The organism is Patescibacteria group bacterium, from assembly GCA_004297735.1.
Taxonomy (GTDB): Bacteria; Patescibacteriota; Saccharimonadia; order UBA4664; family SCTI01; genus SCTI01.
Genome location: SCTI01000001.1, coordinates 94,930 through 115,877, shown reverse-complemented (window position 1 = coordinate 115,877; position 20,948 = coordinate 94,930). Strand labels below are relative to the sequence as shown.

Below are 20,948 nucleotides of genomic sequence, written 5' to 3'. Positions count from 1 at the left end.
GCAGCGGGGTTTTAGATACGTCAGCTGCAGTGCCGCCGTCGTGGACTCACCGTCGCGATTAACGCGGCGAGCAGATCCTTGCCGATGCCTCTCAGGACCTCGAACCAGCCGGGCTGATTTAGGCGGAGCTTGGTAAGCTCCTGCGCGGTGAACTCGTGCTGCCCGATCATCCAGCGTGTTGGCCGACGACCAGACCGGTAGAAGCCCTGTGTCGCTCGGTCTTCTTGAACCGGGTCTAGGCTGCCAGCGCGGCGGCCCCGGTCAAAGAGTTGCTGCAACTGGCAGGCGTCGTAGCGATTCGCCTGGGCGCTTGGGTCCCAGACGTATCGAAACCGGCCAGCGCCAATTGCGATCAGTTGAACCTCCACTTCGCCCATGCCGTTACAGGTTTTGAGGTAAAAAACCTTCACAACTTGCTCTGACATCATCCCCCTAGTCGATTTGCGTGCTTGACTGCGTATCAATGACTTAATTATAACACAAATTAGCGTTTTTACAATAATTCCTGGTGGGCGAGAGAGGACTTGAACCTCCACGGGGTTTCCCCCACTAGCTCCTAAGGCTAGCGTGTCTACCATTTCACCACTCGCCCAAGTGGATTTAGAATTCGTTAATATTTGTTTGTTAAGCTCGGTTTTGTCTGGTGTAGCACGTTAAGTGGCAGGGGGCTACCGCTGGTGCGGCATTGAGTCTCGCCAAACTTGACTGTCGGGTTCGATTCCCGATAGCTCCACCAGACGCAAAAGGTGGCCCGATGGCCACCTGGCAGCAAGTCTCGCCAAACTTAACTAGAGCTAGATTAGCAATTTTTAATACCGGTTGCAAGCTAAAGCTTACGGTATACTGCTAAAATTTGATCTCCATAGTCTTTTTGCTTAATAAGGTTCAGCCCTTTTAGCTCCATCGGCCGAGAGTGACGCGAAAACTCAATAACCATAATTGAATCTTTTTTTAGACGCTCCCCAATTTTAGCTAAAATTTCCTTGTCAATAAAACTATATGGAGGCATTGCGAAGATAAGGTCATAAATAGATTTGAAGCTTTCAAGCCATGACTCCACGCGCACTGGAAAGACCTTGTACTGACTTTTCACTCCGAGCGCCTCAATATTAGTTTGAATCGCCTTGAGCGCTGGCCCTGCCAATTCAACCGCATCAACGTGTGCTGCACCACGACTCAGCGCCTCAAAGCCAAGTGCGCCACTGCCGGCATAGGTATCGAGCACGCGCAAGCCATCAATCGGACCAAGCATATCAAAAAGTGCCGCGCGCACCTTATGCGTCATTGGCCGAGTATTGCGCGTTGACGGCATAGTCAAGGTTCTGCCACCAAGTGATCCAGAAACAATCCTCACAGTTCGGCAACCGCTTTAGACCGATGCGCCGCTTCGGCTAGCTGTTGGCCGCTCTCTAAATAAGCAAGCAGCCAAATAATCGCGATAGCCTGGACGCTAACCGGCGCCAAAATCGACTTAACCTCGCGCCCCAGGCTCATACTCCATCCCTGCTTATAAAAGCGCTCATACATCTGCAAGTTGGCGATCTCGCGCGCCTCTTGCTTAAAGAACTCAACCGGTCCAACCTGGCGAGCATGAGCCAGCTTACTAGCATCCAGCTGTACCTTAATTTTTTGCCCGACCAAAGCCGCCATTACGCCCATCTCAAAGTTGACGTGAGTGGTCAAAAGACCTTTACCACCCCAGACAGCCCACCCCTTTTTAAGCGTTTCACGCGCCGGCTCACCGGCCTGGCGCACCTTGTAGCGGTTCTTGTCGGTTTTAGTTAACCGGTGCTTAGCCAGCTCTTCGTCCAGCGGAAAGTGATGAGCTGGTGTTAAGCCGTCACAAACGTAGTGAGCCAACCAGGCCGCCTCAAACGCCGCCCGCACCTGATTGTTTTTTTGCAGTGCTAGCACCAGCCCCTGGTAATGCTGCTCGATCAAATCAGGTATGGCACCGCGCTCGGTTAATGGATCATAAAGGTGACCCACCTCCCCCTTACCGGGCGACTTAACCTTCATGCCGTCTGGACCGTTAATGCCCTCAAAATGCAGTATTTGGGCCAGATTCGGAAAGGTTTGGGGGTGAAAATAAGACTGAGTTAAACGATAGGCCACCGTATCAAATCGCTGGTGCACACCAAGGGCCGAAACGGTTCGCTTTGAGCTTACAAAGCCAGAATACATAATTTAATCATTCTTTAATGTTAATCGAGAGTGGTAATCGCCTGAAGCCGCTGAATGCGCTCGGTTATCTGTGGATATTGTACCATGATCGCCGGATCATCAACAAAGCGGCGGGCGGCTGCGCGCACCTCGCTCACCAACTTGGTATCGGTTAGATTGGCTAGGCGCAGATCAAGTAGTCCATGCTGGCGCTTGCCATAAATCTGGCCGGGTCCGCGCAGCTCCAGGTCGATTTGCGACAGCCGAAAACCATCTTGGGTCCGCTCCATCGCCTCAAGCCGCTCTCTAGCGCCAGGGGCACTGCTGTCGCTTGCCAAAAAACAGTACGAATCGTGCTGGCTTCGACCAACTCGGCCGCGCAGCTGGTGCAAAGTTGCCAGACCAAATCGCTCCGCCCCCTCAACCAACATGACGGTAGCGTTGGGAATGTCCACCCCCACCTCGACCACAGTGGTTGAGACCAAGATATCAATATCGCCAGCCACAAACCGCTCCATAATCTTTTGGCGTTCTGGCGGAGTCAGCCTGGCGTGGAGCGCCTCAATCCGACGATGGCGGAACAGGCCCGACCGCAGCCGCTCCACTTCGGTATTAACGCTTTTGGCATCCAGGCTGTCAGAATCATCAATTAACGGGCAAACCACAAACACCTGACGGCCAAGCTTGATCTGGCCATCAATAAAACCATACGCCACTTCCTTGTCGCGTCCACTAACTACCTTGGTAGCAATTGGCTTGCGACCGGCCGGGAGCTCATCAATAATCGATACATCCAGGTCGCCATAAACGGTTAGCGCTAAGCTACGCGGAATTGGAGTAGCTGTCATGCTCAGCAAATGCGGGAAGAATCGACTTTTGGTTTTAAGCTGCTGGCGTTGATTAACACCAAAGCGATGTTGCTCATCAATAATTACCAGACCGAGCTTGCTAAACTCAACCGACTCCCCAAGTAGTGCATGCGTGCCAATAATTAAACCCGGCTGACCGGCCTTAATTCGCGCCAGCACCGGCGCCTTATCCGCAGCCGGCTGCTTGCTCAACACCAGCTCCACCGGCACCCCAAGATCATCCAGCAAGCTAGTTGCATTCTTAAAATGCTGACGCGCCAACACATCGGTTGGCACCATTAACGCCGCTTGATACCCGGCCCGTACCGCCATGGTTGCCGCCATAAAGGCCACCACCGTTTTACCGCTACCAACATCACCTTCGAGCAATCGATTCATGGGGTGAGGCTGCGCCATATCTTTTAAAATCTGCCAGGCCGACTGGCGCTGGGCATTGGTAATCGCAAACGGCAGAGACTTAACAAACTCCTGCGCCACCTCTACGTTAAAATCGATCTCCGGCGCCGATTCATCCTGCAGCTGGCTTTTAAGTCGTAACGAAGCCGCAATAATAAAGAACAGCTCCTCAAAAGCCAGTCGGTGACGCGCCTTATCTAGCGCCTGGCGACTGGTTGGCAGATGCAACTCACTCAAGGCTTGCTGCCGCGATACCAAACTCGCCTCTTTAATTATCTCCTTTGGCAGCGTCTCCGGTAACCCCTCAAGGCGCTCCAATACCGGCCGAATAACGGTGCGCAGCTGCTTACTGGTCAGCCCGTGAGTCTCAGGATACACCGCCACGATCCGGCCGGTATGCATCGAATCATCGCTGTCCAGCTCGATTGCCGGAGCCCGCAAAGCCAAATCGTTGTTACGAAACTCTAGATTACCCGACACCATTACCGAGGTTTCAACTGGATACTGCTTAACCAAATAAGGATTATTAAACCAAATTGCCTTAACCGTGCCGGTTCCATCGGCTATCACCGCCTCGGTAATGGTCAACTTGCGACCACGCGCCCGGCGCGAGGCGATGTTAACTACCTTACCCCTAAAGGTCACCGCGCCCGGCTTCATTTGGCGAATTGAAATAATTTCCGAGAAATCATCATATCTACGCGGATAATGATTGAGCAGATCAGCAACCGTCACAATCCCCAGGCGCTCCAACTTGCTCGCCATCGCCGCCCCCACGCCCTTGAGCGTTTCAACTCTGACATCCACATTCATCACCCTATTGTACCCTAAAAATAATAGCTTTCTCGCCCCCCATAAAGGAAGAAAGCGGGCTGGCCGACTCTATCCAGTGTCGGCGTCCCGCGTTTCTATAATTAAGATAGCAAATTTAACGCTTAAATTCAATGTGTACATCTTGCCGAAGAATGACAATTATACGCTTTATTGCCGCTGCGTGATTAAATTGGCGCTCAACTTCATCCAATAACTTTTTACCTGGAATTCGACCGTCCATACGGCGCACATCAAGTATGATATTTGGGGACTGCCGGAGAGCAGTACGTAAATTATTTTCTATTGTGCGAGAACTTTTACCAGACGGGCTTTTAATTTCCCAGCGTAGATTATTCATTTCAATATCTGGAGTTTTTGCTCCCCTTCTCCTATTCGGCACAAGGAATGTCACGTCATAACTTAACTTGGTGGCAAGAAAATCAGCCGTCATTTTCTCATGAACATCTACAAAAACCCCAGGCGGAATAATAATCGTACCGGTACGATTTTTAACCCCCAAAGAAAAACTAGCCCTTAACCCGAAGCTTCACGAAACGGCGTTTACCAACCTGGATGACGTCATCCGGCTCAACAGTAATTTCAGAGGTTTTCGTACGCTCCTGCTTGATCTGCACGCCATTCAGGCGAACTCCTCCTTGTTCCAATAATCGTCTAGCATCAGATTTACTCTCAGCTAATTTCAGCGCCACTAACAACTCTATCGGCTGCCATTTACTCTTACTGACGGTCTCCTCGGCCATATCCTCAGGCAACTTGCCCTCGCGGAACTGAGCGTTAAACGCCTCCTCAGCTGCAAACGCGGCCTTTTCGCCGTGGTAAATCGTCACGATCTCGCGCGCGAGCGAGGCCTTGGTGTCACGCGGGTTGGCGCCACCGGCAATATCGTCTACCACCTGTTCAATCACATCAAGTGGCACATCGGTACAGATCCGATAGTACTCGGCAATTAACTCATCATTAATACGCATCAACTTGCCGTACATGTCGTTTGGCTCGTCGGTAATATAGATGGCGTTACCCCAACTGGTCGACATCTTGCGGCCGTCTGGACCGGTCAGCAGCTCAAAGGTGAGCACGCTTTGAGGCTTTTGGCCGGCGTTCTTTTGCATGGTGCGCCCAGCCATTAGGTTAAACAGCTGATCGGTGCCGCCAATTTCAATATCCGCCTTAACCGCAATCGAGTCATAACCCTGCAGAATTGGGTAGAGAAACTCATGTAGGCCAATCGGTCGATTTTCTTTAAACCGAATGGCGTAGTTTTCGCGCTCAATCATCTGCGCCACCGTAAACTGCTGGGCCAACTCAATAAACTTATCGAGCGGGATTTTGCTCAGCCACTCCGAGTTGTAATGAAACTCAACCTTGCTCATATCGAGAATTTGGCCGAGCTGAGCCTTATAGTCGGCCATGTTGGCCTTAATGACATCGTCACTGAGTACCTGACGCTCGCTGGTTTTATCGGAAGCATCACCGATCTTAGCGGTAAAATCGCCCACGATCAGAACGATCTGGTGACCCATATCTTGTAGGTTCTTTAGGCGGCGAACAACTGATGCCCGCCCCAAATGAAGTACCGGACCGGTTGGGTCGATACCAAGTTTAATACGAAGTTTTTGGTCGCTGGATAATGCCTGTTCGACTTCTGATTTGACGATAATGTCTTGGGCGCGGCTTAAAATAACGTCTTTCATGGTTTTTATCATAGCATAGCGGTTGACTTTGATCTTCTTGGGTTAAAAGGGCAACCGCCCCTCAGCTAGCGCTGAGAGGCGGTGGATGGGAGGATGACATCGAGCGGAGTGACACCCGGGAGCCGCCGCGTGTTATCGCGCCACTCGTTGAAGGCCTCTTCGGTGAAAGCCTGAGTCGGAGCTGACGCCAGCTGAATTGCCCGGCGCATGCCCGGCTGAGTGAAATCGAGAACCTCCCGATCACCGTTCGCGGACTCGATGAGCAGGGCAACACATCGCGGCGTAACTGCATCGGAGCCGAATGCCCAGACTCGAACTGTCCAGCCGGCCACCTCGGTGTTGACGTGATGTTGGCGAATCTCGGTCGGGCCTGCCGAAAGATCAATACTTGTCGTATGGCTCAAGGAAGATTATCCCCTAGGTAGTTGTTGAAGAACTTGGACCAATTTTACAATCTCTGCACCCGATTGCAACCTTAAGCATATTGGCTTGGCTGGTGAGCGCCAAAACGGTATAATAGCTCTACAATTATGAGCACACCATTACATGGCTAAACGACGGGTTATCCGCTCCAGTGATCGCAGCTTTGCCGGCCGCGCCAAGCGCTTCGGGGCGTCTTTCTTAACTCCTAGTAACTTTAAGCGCTATTGGCTAAACGCTGAGGGCGCCAAGCGGGCCGGCAAGATTGCCGGGGCCGGTTTTTTGGCTATGTTCCTGGTTTTGGCTTACTTTGCCAAAGATCTTCCTAGCCCCGGAAAAATTAACGCTCGGATCGGCTCCCAAAACACCGTTTTTTATGATCGCACCGGTCAGACCAAGATTTTTGAGGTCCACGGCGACAAGAACCGTAAGGTAATCGAGTTCCAGGAAATGCCGCAGAGCATTAAGGACGCCACCGTAGCAATTGAGGACAAGGATTTTTACAAGCACGGTGCCTTTAGTTTTATGGGAGTTGGTCGCGCCTTTACTGGGATTTTGTTCCGCGATCCAACTAGGGGCGGTGGCTCAACCATCACCCAGCAGTACGTTAAGAACGCTCTGCTTACACCTGAGCGATCCTATACTCGCAAGATCAAAGAGCTAATTTTAGCCTTCGAGATTGAACAGCTCTATAAAAAAGATGACATCCTTAAGCTATACCTCAATGAGATCCCTTACGGCTCACAGGCCTACGGGGTTGAGTCGGCCTGTCGCACCTACTTCCCTCAAAATATTCAAGGTGACAAGTGTGCCAAAAACCTGACTTTAGCCCAATCGGCTACCCTAGCTTCGATACCGCAGCTGCCCACCTACTACTCACCTTACGGCCAGAACCGTGACGCCTTAATTGCTCGCCAGCACACCGTACTGGATCGCATGGTGGAGCAAAAGAAGATTAGCCAGCAGGAGGCCGATGCCGCCAAGATTCAGGGCGGGCCATCTTTGGACAACCTGGTTGCCAAACTGAACCTATCGCCGGTCCCCAAGATTGCCACCCAAAAAACCGACTTCCCTCACTTTGCCCGCTACGCTCAAGAGTATCTGGAGGCCAAGTATGGCGTTCGGCAGGTAGAGGATGGTGGGCTCAAGGTAATCACCTCACTTGATATCGAAAAGCAAAAGCAGGCCGAGGAAGCTATTAAAAAGAATATGACCAATGTGCGGCGGCTCGGCGGATCAAATGCTGCTTTGGTCTCGGCCGACCCTAAGACCGGCCAGGTCTTAGCCATGGTTGGCTCGTATGACTATAACGACCCGGATTATGGAGACTTTAACGTCGCTCTGGCCAAGCGCCAGCCTGGTTCTAGCTTTAAGCCAATTGTTTACGCCACCGGCTTTAAAAAGAACTGGGGGCCCGGCAGTACCATCTACGACGTTCAAACCGACTTTGGTAACTATAAGCCAAAAAACTACACCGGCAAGTTTTATGGGGTCCAGTCGGTTCGTACCGCGCTGGCTGGCTCGCTCAACATCCCAGCGGTTAAGATGCTCTGGCTGGCCGGTATTCCTGAATCGCTTAAAACCGCTAAAGACCTGGGCATCACCACGCTCAATGAGTCCCCAAGCACCTACGGCTTGAGCTTGGTACTTGGTTCGGGCGAGGTTAAGCTGAACGAGATGGTTAATGCCTACGAAAGTTTCGCTAACGGCGGCACCCATTACGATGCCACCCCAATCCTAAAGGTAACCGACCCCAACAATAAGGTGGTTGAAGATAACGAAAAGCCAAAGGGTAAAAAAGCGCTTGATCCTCAAATTCCTTACTTGATCTCTAGTATCCTGAGCGACAACAAAGCTCGCAGCTACATCTTTGGCGCCAACAACCCGCTGGTTATTCCGGGGCGGACCGTGGCAGCTAAAACCGGTACCACCGAAAACTACAATGATGCCTGGACTATGGGCTATACCCCCGATTTAGTAACAGGCGTTTGGGCCGGAAATAACAACAACAAACCAATGACCTCGTCGGCCAGCACGGTATCGGCGCCGATTTGGAACACCTATATGAAGTCAGCCCTGCAGGGGTACCCTAACAAGGAGTTCACCAAACCAAGCGGTATTAAAGAGGTAACCCTGGATGCCAATACCGGTAAGCTCCCAACCGCCTCAACCAAGCAGCGCCGCACCGACATCTTCCCTAGCTGGTATCGACCAGAAAACGTTGCGGGCACCCAAACCGGTCAGGTTGATAAAGTTAGCGGCAAGCTCGCAACCGAATGTACCCCACCCGAAGCGGTTGAGACCGTTACGACCGCCCAGATTAGCGCCGAGGTTCCGCCCAGCGACCCACAGTACAGTAAGTGGTTTCCTCCGATTGCTGCCCTGGCGCGTACGCTCGGTTACACCAGCGGTGGAGCCATCCCAGTCGACAAAGATGACGTCCACAAATGTACCGATATTAAACCGACCGCCCAGATTAGCGCTACCGGAACCGGACCAATTCAAATTAGCGTGAACGTGGTCCAGGGGACACACCCGCTTAAAAGCTTAACGGTGTATCTTAACGACCAAATAATTTCCACCCAGGAGATTAGCGGCTCAACCACCTACAACTTTACCAACTCTCCACCAGCCGGCAGCTACACGCTGCGAGCAGTCGTAACCGACGCCGCACTTTATAGCGGCAGTAGTGAAACAACCGTAACCGTGGCCTCTGGGGGTAGTGCCGGCGGCGCCTCCTTTTGTGGTAATCAGCCCTGCCAACCAGGCCAAACTCCATAGCGGCGCAGCAACGACCTTTAGCTGGTCGCCCGGGGGTAATGGCGTATACCGTCTACATATTAGCGGTCCCGGAGGCAGCCCGAGCTACCCAAACCTCAAAAGTACCTCGGTCACAGTTAACGCGCCCCTCACCAAAGGGACTTATACTTGGAACGTAGATTCTGGCGGGTCCACCACGCCTACTCGAATATTTGTGGTGCAATAAGCTTTATGGCTTGAATGGTTTCGGCTTTGGACAGCCAGATTATTTACTCGGCCTTGGTCATCTCAAGCAAGCTATCTTCTAGCCGCTGAGTTGGGCTAACTCGTTTACGCGGACGACGTTCTGCTCGATCCTTGTTTGGTTGTGGCCTTGAGTCTGTCTGTGCCTTAGGTCCCTGTGGGCGACCGTTTTTGCCATTATCTGGCTTGGGGCCACGCTTGGGGCGATCTCCATTACTGCGGCCATTGCTTGGTTGCTGCGGAATCTCGGCCTTAGTTAGCTTGCGCGAAGCCTTGCCGTCACCCTGGGGCTTAACACCCTGAGGTACCGAAAACAGCATCTTCCCAGCAACGGTTTGGAACACCCGGGTGATCTCGACATCAACCTCCTGGCCGATCAGCTTATCGCCGCTATCAACCACCACCATGGTACCGTCGGCTAGGTAGCCAACACCCTGGCCGCGCTCCTTGCCCGGCTGAACCACCTTGATCTGCATATGCTCTCCTGGCAAAATAACCGGTCGCACCGCATTAGCTAGCTCGTTAATGTTAAGCACTCGCACACCTTCAATGCTGGCCACGCGGTTAAGGTTGTAGTCGGTGGTAAGGACGCTCACGCCATGAGTACGACCAAGTCGCACCAACTTAGCGTCAACTTCGGGGATATCCGAAACATCATCCTCAATCACTTCCATGTCTACACCGTTGTCGCGCATGGTGTTGAGCGTCTCTAGCCCGCGACGACCGCGTCCACGACGCATGGCGTCACTTGAGTCGGCAATGTTCTGCAGCTCAGCTAATACAAAGCGTGGGATCAGTAGCTTGCCTGGAGCAAAACCGGCTTTGGCGATGTCAGCGATACGGGCGTCAATAATAACCGAGGTATCAACCAAAGCGGCACCGCTTTGAGCGGATGGGATAGAGCTCGGTTCGTCGGATTTATCAGAATTACGTTTAAAAATCATAGGTACAATATATCTCCTTGGCTGCAATAGGTCAGCCGCTATTATGTTATAAGTTCCTATTGTTATGCCGGTAAGGCGGCTTCGATTGCTTGTTTAATGGTCTTAACTTGACTCATATCTTTGGTTGGTTGGCGCGATGGGCCAACTGCATATCGAAAACCGAGCTTTTTTGCCTCAGCCAGTCGGGCTGATACATTACTCACCGAACGGATCTCACCACTTAGGCCAACTTCGCCAAAAGCAATAAGATTATGAGCGATGGGCGTATTCTTAAACGCCGAGGCGATCGCCAGAATAATTGCTAGATCAGCTGCCGGTTCAGTGATTTTCAATCCGCCTATTATATTAACATAAATGTCTTGATCACTCAAGTTTAAACCAGCTCGTTTAGTAAGCACCGCCACCAGTAAATTAAGGCGATTAAGGTCAAATCCGGAGGCGGTTCGTTTGGGATAACCAAATACCGATTTTGACACCAAAGCTTGAACCTCGACCAAAATCGGACGCGTTCCCTCAACTGTAGCCAGTACCGCCGATCCGGGCGCCTCCTGGCGTTCAGCCAGAAGAGCGGCGGAGGGGTTCGGTACCGGTATTAAACCCTTATCGCCCATCTCAAAAATACCCACCTCGCTGGTTGAACCAAACCGGTTTTTTATGCCACGCAAAGCCTTAAACGAGCCATACCGGTCACCCTCCAGATAGAGTACAACGTCAACCAGGTGCTCCAAAATCTTAGGCCCGGCAATTGTCCCCTCCTTGGTAACGTGACCGATAATAATTGTTGCCACGTGCTGCGCCTTAGCCACCTGCTGTAACCGCTGCGCCGAGGCTGTAATCTGACCCACCGTACCTGGGCTACCGGTCAGATCGTCGGTTGCCATGGTTTGAATTGAGTCGATAATAACCAGGTCGTATTCACCGCTAGCCATAGTTGCCGCGATACCATCGACGTTGGTTTCGGACAGCAAAGCCAGCTGCTCGGCGGCAACTCCTAAGCGATCAGCTCTCAACTTGACCTGGCTGGTTGACTCCTCGCCGCTAACATACAGTACCGATTTATTTGCGGCGATGGCGGCAGCAACCTGTAGCACCAGCGTTGACTTACCAATTCCTGGATCCCCCGAAAGCAGCAGTACCGAACCAGGTACAATTCCGCCACCCAAAACCTGATCAACCTCTTCGACGCCGGCACTAATTCGTGGCAGCTTTTTAGTGGCCACCTCACTTAGCTTTTCGGGGCGCAGGGCGGCAACCGCATTACCCTTCTTGGTGGTTGCACCGGCTACCGTCGCTACCGATTCCACCAAGCTGTTCCAGCTATCGCACTGATCACACTTACCCGCCCACTTAGAATAAGTAGCGCCGCAGTTTTGACAAACATACTGAGTAACCGTTTTTGCCATTGTTTCTATGCTAGCATAGCTTGAATTTAAAAGCGAACAAAAAGCGAACTAAGCTTTTGCCTGAGCTACCAGCCGATGGTGAATTACGGCTGCCTCGGTCTTTGTTACCCTTTGGTCCATTAGATCAAACTTATATTCCAGACTATCGAGTCGTCCCTCTACCCTATCTAATCGAATCTCGATTCGGTCAAACCGGTCATCCATTCGTGCGAATCGTTCGGTTACCTCATTAAAGCCTTTCCCCATCTGGAGAGCTAGCTCATCGATCATGGGCTTTACGATGTCTACCAACTCTTGTTTTTGTTCTTTTGTAAATCCTGCCATGCTAAACTCCCTCTTTATTTTTATCAGCATAGCAGCTAAAGATTAAAAAATTCTTAATTCTAACTACCTAAAAGTAAGCTAGGCGACTTTGGCGCTTTTTGGCTTTGGCGCTAGCGTTTTTAGCACCAGCTCGTCACCCTTGGCAGTAATACTAACGGTATCGCCCTCTTTGTACTCACCCTTAAGAACGCCAATGGCCAGCGGATCCTCGATCATATCTTGAATCGCTCGACGCATCGGACGAGCGCCCTGATCGACATTGTAGCCCTTATCAATCAATAGACTTTTAGCGGTTGAAGACACGCGGATACTTAAGCCTTGCTCACCGAGGCGGCCGGCTAGATCGCTTAACTGTAAATTAAGGATCTCCCTAATATCAAGCTTGCTCAGCGGGCGGAACACCACCACATCGTCAATCCGGTTTAAAAACTCGGGGCGAAAGGTCTTTTTAAGTGACCCCATAACCTGCTCTTTAACGTGTTCGTGGTGACGATCCAGTTCCTGCTCCTCTTTCTTGGTTTCGGCCTGGAACCCAAGCTTGGCCTGCTTGTACATGGTTTCGGCACCAACATTGCTGGTCATAATAATGATGGTGTTTCGAAAATCAACCCGCTTACCCTTGGCGTCGGTGGCGTAGCCGTCTTCTAGTATCTGCAGCAGCATGTTGAATACATCTGGATGAGCCTTCTCGATCTCGTCAAACAGGATCAAGCTGTACGGGTTACGTCGCACTCGCTCGGTTAGCTGCCCGCCATCGTCATAACCCACGTATCCAGCTGGCGCGCCTACCAATCGAGCAACGTTGTGTTTTTCCATGAACTCGCTCATGTCGATTTTAATCATCGCATCGCGACTATGGAACATCTCCTCACTCAACACTCTGGCGAGCTCGGTCTTACCCACTCCGGTCGGCCCCAAAAAGATGAATGAGCCAATTGGCCGGCGGCTATCACTAATACCGGTTCGGCTACGACGAATCGCCTTAGCAATGGCCGACACCGCTTCGGGTTGCGACACCACGCGCTGACTTAAACGGCGCTCCAACTGCATCAAGCGCTCCATTTCGACACCAATCAAGCGAGTTACCGGGATGCCGGTCATTACGCTAATAACATTGGCAATATCCTCAGCTGTAATCTTAAGATCATTATCATTTAGACCTTCACGCACCTTGGCCGCGGTGATCTTTTGTTCGAGTACGCTAGCCCGCGTTTTAAGCCGGGCAGCCTCCTCAAAGTCCTGCTCGTTCACCGAATCTTCAATCCGTTCCTGGATACTCGAAAGCTGGCGCTGCAAGTTGCGCAACTGCTTACTGCTGGCACCCCGCTTAATCCGCACCAAACTTGCCGCCTCGTCGACTAGATCGATCGCCTTGTCGGGCAGAAAACGATCGGCCACGTAGCGCTTGGCCAGCTTAGCCGCCTGCTCAATCGCCTCATCGGTAATTTCAACCCGGTGATGATCCTCATAGCGTGGTCGCAAGCCGTACAAAACCTGAATCGTCTCCTCGACCGTTGCTTCGGGCACCTGAACCGACTGAAAACGCCGCTCTAAAGCCGAATCTTTTTCGATATGCTTGCGGTATTCCTCTAAGGTGGTGGCGCCAATAACTTGAATTTCGCCGCGGCTCAAAGCCGGCTTTAAGATGTTGGCTGCGTCAATTGCACCTTCGGCCGCGCCGGCGCCAACCACCGTATGTAGCTCGTCAATAAACAAGATAACCTCTTTATTGGCCTTCACTTCGTCAAGCAGCTTCTTCAGTCGCTCCTCAAACTCACCACGATATTTGGTCCCAGCGATCACGCTAGCAAGATCAAGCATGATGATGCGCTTATCCTGCAGCATCTCGGGTACCTCGTCGGCCACAATCTTTTGAGCCAAGCCCTCCACGATGGCGGTTTTACCGACACCGGGCTCGCCAATTAAGACCGGATTGTTTTTAGAACGACGGTTCAAAATCGCAATAACTCGGCCGATCTGACGCTCTCTCCCCACTACTGGGTCGAGATTACCAGCCTCCGCCTTAGCTGTCATGTCCACGCCAAAGCTGTCCAACGCTGGAGTCTTAGAGTTTGACCGTCGACTACTAGATTGAGCCTCTTCGGCGGCAAACTGCTGGCTACTTAAAAAGCCTTCCAGCTCGGAGCGAATCACGTTAGGGTCAACCTGCATTTCGCGCAAAATTGTGTTTGATCGAGCGGTTTTTTGGCTTAGTAAAGCGTATAGAATGTGTTCGGTACCGGAGTAGGGCTGACCAAACTCGCGGGCGATTCGCCACGACAACGTCAAGGTATTCTTGGCCAGCTGGCTCAACCCTTTATGTCCGTGGGTGATAATCTTGGGTGAAAAACTCAGTACCATGTGGGCTTTGTCCATGGTCACGCCGGCGTTACGCAAGATCTTTGAGCCAATTGAGCCCTCTTGCTGCAACACCCCCATCAAAATGTGTTCGGTGCCAATATAACTTGACGACATCGACCGCGCAATTGCATCGGCCTGCACCAGGCTTTGTTTTGCATTTTCGGTAAAACGGTCAAACTCTGGACCAAACTCAACTGCCATAAACGCAGCTCCTTCCCTTAACTTAGCTGTACCCTATGCTTTTGGTCATATTATTACTATTTTAGCACTCTCATGCATAGAGTGCCAATAGTTTTACCGATCCCAGATGTGAGTGCACTCAGCCGCATGGTTGCTTAATCGTATTGTAGCACCGGCTGGGTGTGAATCCATCAAAAAACCACCCAAAAGAGTGGTTTTTTGGCTCATAGAGCGATTGCTAATGAACTTAAGCGTTTAAGCTGCGTCGGGATCGGCTGAGTCGCCGGCCTCGGTCTCGCCGTCGTCACCCGCCGTTTCGTCATCGGGAGTCTCGGTGGTATCACCGGAGGCAACCACCTCGTCGGCCACGTCCTTAGCGGTCTCAACTGGGTCGCTGTCGCCTTCCTGCTTTTGCACCGCGGCAATTAGCGAATCCTCAAGATTGTTACCCTTCTTAGGGGCCAACTTAGGCTCACCGGCCTCGGTTTCATCACCATCAGCGGCCTCGGCTACCGCCTCAACCTTGGACTCATCCGCGCTTACAATATCGATATTCCAACCGGTTAGCTTGGCGGCTAAGCGCACGTTCTGCCCCTGCTTACCAATTGCCAGACTCAGCTGATCTTCCGGAACCTTAACCACCGCTTTGTGCTCATCTTCATCTAGCTCAACACTTATAACCTTGGTTGGTGATAGCGCGTTAATAATGTAGGTCTCTGGGTCATCACTGTATAGAATGATGTCGATCTTCTCTTCGCCCAGTTCACCCATAACGGCCTGGACGCGAGCTCCGCGCCCACCAACAAAGGTGCCCACTGGATCAACACTGTCGCTGTTGGACTTGACCGCCACCTTGCTGCGGGTACCGGCCTCGCGCGATACGCCCTTAATCTCAACCATACCGGTCTCAATCTCGGGTACTTCTAGCTCAAACAAGCGCTCTACCATCGTGGCATGAGCCCGGCTTAGTACCACCTGTGGGCCACGAGCGGTCTGCTCAACTCGCACCAAGTACACTTTAAGACGCTGACCAATGTAGTAGCGCTCGTGCGGGATCTGCTCGCCACCGAACAGCACTCCGTTGGTCTTGCCAATATCAACGTAAACCACATTACCGTCAATGCGCTGGACCGTACCGTTAAGCAACGTGTCGACCTTATCGGTGTACTCGTTAAAGATGATTTCGCGCTCGGCTTCGCGCAAACGCTGGATGATCACTTGCTTGGCGGTTTGAGCGGCGACACGTCCAAAACCTTCGCCCGGATCAACCTCGTATTCCACTACGTACGGCTCATCCTCGGTACCAACCTTGGCGTCCTTATCGGTTTTTTTGGCTTCCTTAAGCGTCACTTGGGCGTTTTCATTAAACTCCTCGTCGTTAGCGTCCGCGTCGGCTACCACCTCTTTGCGGATGAATACGCGGATGTCACCGCTATCTTGGTTGAGCGATACGCGGACGTCTTGATCCTTCTCGCCATAATCCTTTTTGTAGGCAGCGGCCAGGGCAGCCTCAACCGCCTCGATAATGGTATCTCGAGGTAGGCCTTTTTCGTCAGCAATTTGATTAATAGCTGGTAAAAATTGTGCGTTCATATTGTTTCTCTCTATTCAGTTGTTATTCAATTTTTCTAACAAAATGGCCGACAACCAGTCGACCGAATACGCTTATACTAGCAAATAATGGCTAAAAAGTAAAACCGCCCGCCGGACGGACCCCACCTTTTACAGTGAGATCCGTCCGAACGGACGAGTGTGGCCCTTAGGGCCGATCGAGGCCGTGGCCTCTCGGCATCTCGGCATCTTCGAGCCAGATCACGCCGCCGGGTCGGCGGGAATCCAGAACTCGATGACCCCCAAGGGTGGTCGGCTTGAGAGGAGGCCCGAATGACACCCAGGGCGCATCCGGATCCGGTTCCCCCGAGCGAGCCGGATCCTCGACGATGGTCGACGAATCGCCATAATCGGATACACCGGGCACCCACTCCTGCGGCACTTCGTGCCACGGGACCGGGGTGAGCAGCCTCCGAGCGAGCAGAAGCCCGCCGACAACCGCGAACGGCATCAGGATCGGAATCCAGCGCCGCCGGGTCACCGGACGACCTCCGGCCCGGCCTCGGTCAGCCGAGTGACGGCGATGGGTCGCCGAGACCTGTACTCCCTGATGTCGCCATCGGCGATAGACAAGGAGCTCGAGTCCGGCAGCCCAAACGCACGGGCGAACCAGCGGCCCGGATGCGAACGCTGCTTGTAGGCGAGGTCGCTCCGGGCGTCAGCCCGACGGGCGGCGTTGCTGTACGCCTTGATCTGGTCGATCAAATCATCGTGATCGATTTGGAGACTCTTCGTCTCCCGAACGACTTCCGCGCCCGCGCCGAACCGCTTGTGCGAGATGATTGCACTGATCACCCCGAAGACGGTGATGGCGGCCAGAATCGTCACGAAGACTGCTTCCTTCGGCACCTGCAGTGCGACGAAAACGAGTCCCGCCACGAAGAAGGCGAACAGCAGCAGACGTGCTGCATTGCGCTTCATGCTCTTCATATCTCCTCCCGGAGATTGTAGTGATAGATTGTCAGAGGGTTCTAATGAGGATTTCGCCTCATCAGGATATAAGCGCCATAATAGCATCAAATGTCAATTTTGTCAATGCGCTTATGATTGTTGTTACAGATTATAGACTAAATTTTGCCGAGCTTTTTGGCTAGCTTTTCGGTTTCATCGAGCTGCTGCTCAATCTCTTTTAAGCCCTCTTGCCAAAACGCCTTATCGGTAATATCTATCCCCATATCAGCAAAGATCTCTTTTGGCGACTTTGACGAGCCAGCGGAAAGGAACTCTTTTACCTTTGAAATAAACGCTTTATCCTTCTTCACTTTAGACTGAAGCGCTTTAGAAATTAATATCCCACTGGCATATGAATAGACATAAAAGTAGTTACGAATATGAGGCCAAGCCACCCAGAAGTTATCAGAACCCTCAGCATGCTTTCCAAGATACCCCTCCATACGGGCATTAAATAGATCGTTTATTTCGTCCTTAGAGAGATACCCCTTTTGTCTGTATCCTTGATGAATATCTTGCTCAAACTGATAACAAGCAATTTGACGGTGACAACTAGCAATAAGATCATTCAGCAGGCCTACGCGCAAACTTAGCTCAGTTTCTTCATCTGCCTCTTCGAGAAGCCGCTGATAGATAAAGTCTTCCATAAAGGTGCTGGCCACTTCGGCTACAGAAGTAGGGTAGTCGCAGTTGAGGGCGTTTTGAGCCCGAATACTTAAGGTGCTATGAATAGCATGACCCATCTCGTGAGCGATGGTAGCAACATCTCGCATTGTGTTGGTGTGATTGAGCATCACATACACTGGATGTTGAGGGCCTATACTAATGCAAAAAGCCCCTCCACTTTTGTTTTTGCGCGCCAAAGCGTCCACTCTGCCTGTCGCCAACATATTACTGTAAATGTCATAGAAATCTGGATCGAGCTCTTGGAATACCTCGCCTACCAGGTTCGCGGCTTGATCATAAGGGTACTCGGCGGTGGCCTCTCCATACCCAACCGCGCGTTCGCTATAGGCAAGATGATCCACCTTATGCAACTTAGCCTTTAAATCAAAGAAGCGCCTTGAAAGGTCATTACGCGACTCAACCGTCTTGACTACTGCATCCACGACATCGCTATCGATGTCATCATTCATATGACGATGCTGATCTGGCCTCTTGTGACCCCGCAGCTCGTCTCCTACCTTTTGATTCTGTAACACAGAATTAAGCTCAGCCTCAGCGACGTCTACATATTTGTTCTGAATATCCTCAATCGCTACTTTAGCCGCTTGGCGAACCTTGACAGAATCGTCGCCAGCTAGCGAGGATAGCATCTCCCAGTTAGCCTTCCCAGTTGATCCATCGGCAAAGAGCACTTTCCGTTCCTCTTTGCTGATAAATCGCTGAAGCATTTTTACCCAGTTGCTATAACTGGCAGTTGATGTGAGGTTTAAAATTGCTTCCTCTTTTTCGCTGAGTTTGTAGCGAGCAGCCCTAAAAACCTTATCTAGCCAGTGATAATACGTCTTTAACTCATCGGCTCGCAGTAACGACTTCTGCACGTCTTCAGGTATTTGACCAATTTTTAGCGAGAAAAATTGCATTTTATTCCAGATACTAAGTGCAAAATCTTCTGCTAACTGAAGCTTTGCGGTTAAGTCTTTGTTTTGAGTTTCCACTCGGGTGCGTAAATGAAAATAAAGATCATCATAGGCAAGACCAGGCATGGCATGAAGCCTCTCATACTCATCCAGTGCCTCGCGTAGCACCTTGGGATCTTTCAGGTAGTCGTCCCGATCGCGCCATTTCTCAACAAACGCATCAACCTTTTCGGTAACTGCCTTGCGGTATTCCTCGATCTTAGGGTCATCATCGCCCGCTAGTAACGGCGACAGGTCCCATTCGGTTTTACTGGTATCGAGTTTAGTCATCTTGGGTATTATAGCGTATCGCCCTGAATCGCGTTAGCCATATATTCGATCTCAAACTGCTTGGTTGAGCCAAAAACCGAGACTACATCAATCGCCCAGCCATCCGACCGGCCATTAATCATCAGCCAGGCTCGGGCAGCGCGAACAAGTCTTTGCCGTTTGTCTGGCAGGATTGCCTCAAAACCACTCCCATACAGGGTTGAACGACGGTATTTTACCTCAATAAATCTAATTCCGTAGCGACCGGTGGCTACAATATCGATCTCGCTCCATCTGGTGCGCCAGTTTTGCGCTAAAATAACTCCACCCCGCCTAACTATCAGATTGGCAACCTGTTGTTCGGCCCAACGGCCGGTCTCAGTGGTCGAAGGCACGCGCCACCTCCCTCACCGGCGCCCAGCTGTAGCGGTGATGAGGGGATGGACCATATTGCCTTAACGCTTCCATGTGACTAGCCGCCAAGTAGCCCTTATGACCGGCAAAGCCATACTGCGGATAAGACTCATGGAGTAGCTCCATATAACGATCGCGCGCCACCTTAGCAATAATTGAAGCCGCGGCCACACAGGTTGAGGTTTGATCTGCTTTTGCCATAGTTACAGTGTGACACGGCAACATTAAATAATTATGTACTCCATCTAAGATTAGGGCATTTGGTGACACAGAAAGCTGATTTATGGCTTGAGAACCAGCAAATCTTAATGCAGCAGTAACTCCCTTTTCATCGATATAACGACTACTAGCCCAGCCAATACCAATCGCTATGGCCTGCTGCCTAATTTGGCGATCCAGATCAAGCCGGCGTTTAGGCGAAACCAGCTTGGAATCTTGCAGGCCCTCAAACTTCGCATCTGGCTGCAAGATCACCGCCGCTATTGTTACCGGCCCAGCCGCCGGACCACGACCAACCTCATCGATACCGGCGACCAGATTGTAACCCTGAGTCTGAATCTCGAGTTCAAGCTGGTTGGTTGGTAGCGCTTTCATTATCCCAGCATACCAAAAACCGCCCTTTCGGGCGGCTTATTTTTTTATCGGTAATAAATTACTTGGTCGACTCGCGGTCTTCCTCGGCCTCAGCGCGGTCGGCACCACTCTCGGCCTCTTCTTGCTCGGCTACCGACTCGTCGCCATCACCATCATCAGCGCTTGGCTCATCGGCAGCGGCGGCCTTTTCCTCTTCTTTGGCAATCTCCTCGGTTGAGGTTTCTGGGTGAACCTCTTGGGTCTCCTCAACGTTCAACTCAGTCACCTCGGCATCAAGCTCTTCGTCGCTAGCTAGGGGATCCTCAGCTACCACCTCATCCTTAACCGGCTGGACGTTAGCGGCGGTACGATCAAACGAAACCTCCTTGAGGCGGGCCGACTTACCGCGGCGATCACGTAAAAAGCTCATAAAGTTGCGGCGCACCTTACTGCGGCGAATTACCTCAACCTTTTCGACGTTTGGTGAATGCATTAAAAAGCTCTTTTCGACACCAACACCACTGGCGATTCGGCGAACGGTAATCGAAGCGGTGGTGCTGCCCATACGGTCGGTACGGATAACCACGCCTTCAAAAACCTGAACGCGCTGCTTGCTGCCTTCGCGAATCAGTTGATGAACACGCACGGTATCACCGGACTGCACTTGGGCGATGGCCGGCTTACGCGATGCTGCTTCTAATTTGGTAATTGCGGGATGCATAACCCAAGTAATGTAACACAATCTGTTGAACAGATCAAGAAGTTAAAGTGGCTAACGGGCGTTAATCTTTTGTTAATGTAAGTCTGTTACAGTTCGGCTTATGCTCAAAAGTAAGTTGCGATAAATGAGTGGCACGAATCTGCGGAGCAGAAAGTTCAATGTAACCCTAACAGTGCAAGATCGCGAGATTCGCCGCAT

At 51.6% G+C, this 20,948-nt stretch carries 18 protein-coding genes and 1 tRNA gene; 1 reads left to right on the top strand and 18 read right to left on the bottom strand.

Annotation, left to right across the window (positions count from 1 at the left end; all coding sequences use genetic code 11):
• Window positions 1-20 precede the first annotated feature (20 nt).
• The 7 genes from EPO04_00705 to EPO04_00675 form a co-directional block, all read right to left on the bottom strand.
• A complete protein-coding gene (locus tag EPO04_00705; protein ID TAK89614.1) occupies window positions 21-464 on the bottom strand; it encodes a hypothetical protein in 444 nt (147 codons plus the stop codon).
• A gap of 42 nt (window positions 465-506) precedes the next feature.
• A tRNA-Leu gene (locus tag EPO04_00700) sits at window positions 507-592 on the bottom strand.
• A gap of 234 nt (window positions 593-826) precedes the next feature.
• Window positions 827-1,312, bottom strand: a complete 486-nt coding sequence (locus EPO04_00695; protein ID TAK89613.1) for a 16S rRNA (guanine(966)-N(2))-methyltransferase RsmD — start codon at window positions 1,310-1,312, stop codon at window positions 827-829.
• A gap of 38 nt (window positions 1,313-1,350) precedes the next feature.
• Window positions 1,351-2,184 carry a hypothetical protein gene (locus tag EPO04_00690; GenBank protein ID TAK89612.1) on the bottom strand — a complete coding sequence of 278 codons (834 nt, stop codon included), beginning with the start codon at window positions 2,182-2,184 and terminating at the stop codon, window positions 1,351-1,353.
• A 20-nt stretch (window positions 2,185-2,204) separates the two neighbouring features.
• Window positions 2,205-4,241, bottom strand: a complete 2,037-nt coding sequence (recG, locus tag EPO04_00685; protein ID TAK89611.1) for an ATP-dependent DNA helicase RecG — start codon at window positions 4,239-4,241, stop codon at window positions 2,205-2,207.
• 115 nt (window positions 4,242-4,356) lie between these two features.
• Entirely contained in the window at window positions 4,357-4,761 is a 405-nt protein-coding gene (locus EPO04_00680; protein TAK89610.1) for a hypothetical protein, read from the bottom strand.
• A 7-nt stretch (window positions 4,762-4,768) separates the two neighbouring features.
• Complete coding sequence (locus tag EPO04_00675; protein TAK89609.1) at window positions 4,769-5,965, bottom strand: tyrosine--tRNA ligase; 1,197 nt, start codon at window positions 5,963-5,965, stop codon at window positions 4,769-4,771.
• 534 nt (window positions 5,966-6,499) lie between these two features.
• On the opposite strand from EPO04_00675, the gene EPO04_00670 reads away from it, so the two are divergent.
• Window positions 6,500-9,154, top strand: a complete 2,655-nt coding sequence (locus EPO04_00670) for a penicillin-binding protein (protein TAK89608.1) — start codon at window positions 6,500-6,502, stop codon at window positions 9,152-9,154.
• Window positions 9,155-9,402: 248 nt separating this feature from the next.
• Here EPO04_00670 and EPO04_00665 read toward each other — a convergent pair whose 3' ends face one another.
• The 11 genes from EPO04_00665 to EPO04_00615 all read right to left on the bottom strand — a co-directional run bounded on the left by EPO04_00665 (window position 9,403) and on the right by EPO04_00615 (window position 20,750).
• Window positions 9,403-10,320 carry a TRAM domain-containing protein gene (locus tag EPO04_00665; GenBank protein ID TAK89607.1) on the bottom strand — a complete coding sequence of 306 codons (918 nt, stop codon included), beginning with the start codon at window positions 10,318-10,320 and terminating at the stop codon, window positions 9,403-9,405.
• A gap of 62 nt (window positions 10,321-10,382) precedes the next feature.
• Window positions 10,383-11,723 carry a DNA repair protein RadA gene (gene radA, locus EPO04_00660; protein ID TAK89606.1) on the bottom strand — a complete coding sequence of 447 codons (1,341 nt, stop codon included), beginning with the start codon at window positions 11,721-11,723 and terminating at the stop codon, window positions 10,383-10,385.
• 48 nt (window positions 11,724-11,771) lie between these two features.
• A complete protein-coding gene (locus EPO04_00655; GenBank protein ID TAK89605.1) occupies window positions 11,772-12,047 on the bottom strand; it encodes a hypothetical protein in 276 nt (91 codons plus the stop codon).
• A gap of 78 nt (window positions 12,048-12,125) precedes the next feature.
• A complete protein-coding gene (locus EPO04_00650; GenBank protein TAK89604.1) occupies window positions 12,126-14,609 on the bottom strand; it encodes an ATP-dependent Clp protease ATP-binding subunit in 2,484 nt (827 codons plus the stop codon).
• A gap of 234 nt (window positions 14,610-14,843) precedes the next feature.
• The gene (gene nusA, locus EPO04_00645) at window positions 14,844-16,181 is read right to left on the bottom strand and encodes a transcription termination/antitermination protein NusA (GenBank protein TAK89603.1); all 1,338 of its coding nucleotides are present in this window, start codon (window positions 16,179-16,181) and stop codon (window positions 14,844-14,846) included.
• Between the two features lie 166 nt (window positions 16,182-16,347).
• A complete protein-coding gene (locus EPO04_00640) occupies window positions 16,348-16,680 on the bottom strand; it encodes a hypothetical protein (GenBank protein TAK89602.1) in 333 nt (110 codons plus the stop codon).
• On the bottom strand, window positions 16,677-17,129 hold the full coding sequence (locus EPO04_00635; protein ID TAK89601.1) for a hypothetical protein: 453 nt from the start codon (window positions 17,127-17,129) through the stop codon (window positions 16,677-16,679). The genes EPO04_00640 and EPO04_00635 overlap by 4 nt, the downstream gene beginning before the upstream one ends.
• A gap of 137 nt (window positions 17,130-17,266) precedes the next feature.
• Entirely contained in the window at window positions 17,267-19,063 is a 1,797-nt protein-coding gene (locus EPO04_00630) for a hypothetical protein (GenBank protein TAK89600.1), read from the bottom strand.
• Window positions 19,064-19,071: 8 nt separating this feature from the next.
• Window positions 19,072-19,437, bottom strand: a complete 366-nt coding sequence (locus EPO04_00625) for a YraN family protein (protein TAK89599.1) — start codon at window positions 19,435-19,437, stop codon at window positions 19,072-19,074.
• Entirely contained in the window at window positions 19,421-20,050 is a 630-nt protein-coding gene (locus EPO04_00620) for a ribonuclease HII (protein ID TAK89598.1), read from the bottom strand. Before EPO04_00620 ends, EPO04_00625 begins: the two co-directional genes overlap by 17 nt.
• 58 nt (window positions 20,051-20,108) lie before the next feature.
• Window positions 20,109-20,750: a 50S ribosomal protein L19 gene (locus tag EPO04_00615; protein ID TAK89597.1), complete on the bottom strand. Its 642-nt coding sequence runs from the start codon at window positions 20,748-20,750 to the stop codon at window positions 20,109-20,111.
• Between the last annotated feature and the right edge of the window lie 198 nt (window positions 20,751-20,948).

Bases quoted from the DNA above. Each gene is read 5' to 3' on its own strand.
- EPO04_00675 (TAK89609.1), bottom strand. From the start codon at position 5,965: ATGATAAAAACCATGAAAGACGTTATTTTAAGCCGCGCCCAAGACATT.
- recG (TAK89611.1), bottom strand. From the start codon at position 4,241: ATGAATGTGGATGTCAGAGTTGAAACGCTCAAGGGCGTGGGGGCGGCG.
- EPO04_00630 (TAK89600.1), bottom strand. From the start codon at position 19,063: ATGACTAAACTCGATACCAGTAAAACCGAATGGGACCTGTCGCCGTTA.
- EPO04_00695 (TAK89613.1), bottom strand. From the start codon at position 1,312: ATGCCGTCAACGCGCAATACTCGGCCAATGACGCATAAGGTGCGCGCG.
- EPO04_00635 (TAK89601.1), bottom strand. From the start codon at position 17,129: ATGAAGAGCATGAAGCGCAATGCAGCACGTCTGCTGCTGTTCGCCTTC.
- EPO04_00670 (TAK89608.1), top strand. From the start codon at position 6,500: ATGGCTAAACGACGGGTTATCCGCTCCAGTGATCGCAGCTTTGCCGGC.
- EPO04_00620 (TAK89598.1), bottom strand. From the start codon at position 20,050: ATGAAAGCGCTACCAACCAACCAGCTTGAACTCGAGATTCAGACTCAG.
- EPO04_00650 (TAK89604.1), bottom strand. From the start codon at position 14,609: ATGGCAGTTGAGTTTGGTCCAGAGTTTGACCGTTTTACCGAAAATGCA.
- EPO04_00665 (TAK89607.1), bottom strand. From the start codon at position 10,320: ATGATTTTTAAACGTAATTCTGATAAATCCGACGAACCGAGCTCTATC.
- nusA (TAK89603.1), bottom strand. From the start codon at position 16,181: ATGAACGCACAATTTTTACCAGCTATTAATCAAATTGCTGACGAAAAA.
- EPO04_00655 (TAK89605.1), bottom strand. From the start codon at position 12,047: ATGGCAGGATTTACAAAAGAACAAAAACAAGAGTTGGTAGACATCGTA.
- radA (TAK89606.1), bottom strand. From the start codon at position 11,723: ATGGCAAAAACGGTTACTCAGTATGTTTGTCAAAACTGCGGCGCTACT.
- EPO04_00690 (TAK89612.1), bottom strand. From the start codon at position 2,184: ATGTATTCTGGCTTTGTAAGCTCAAAGCGAACCGTTTCGGCCCTTGGT.
- EPO04_00615 (TAK89597.1), bottom strand. From the start codon at position 20,750: ATGCATCCCGCAATTACCAAATTAGAAGCAGCATCGCGTAAGCCGGCC.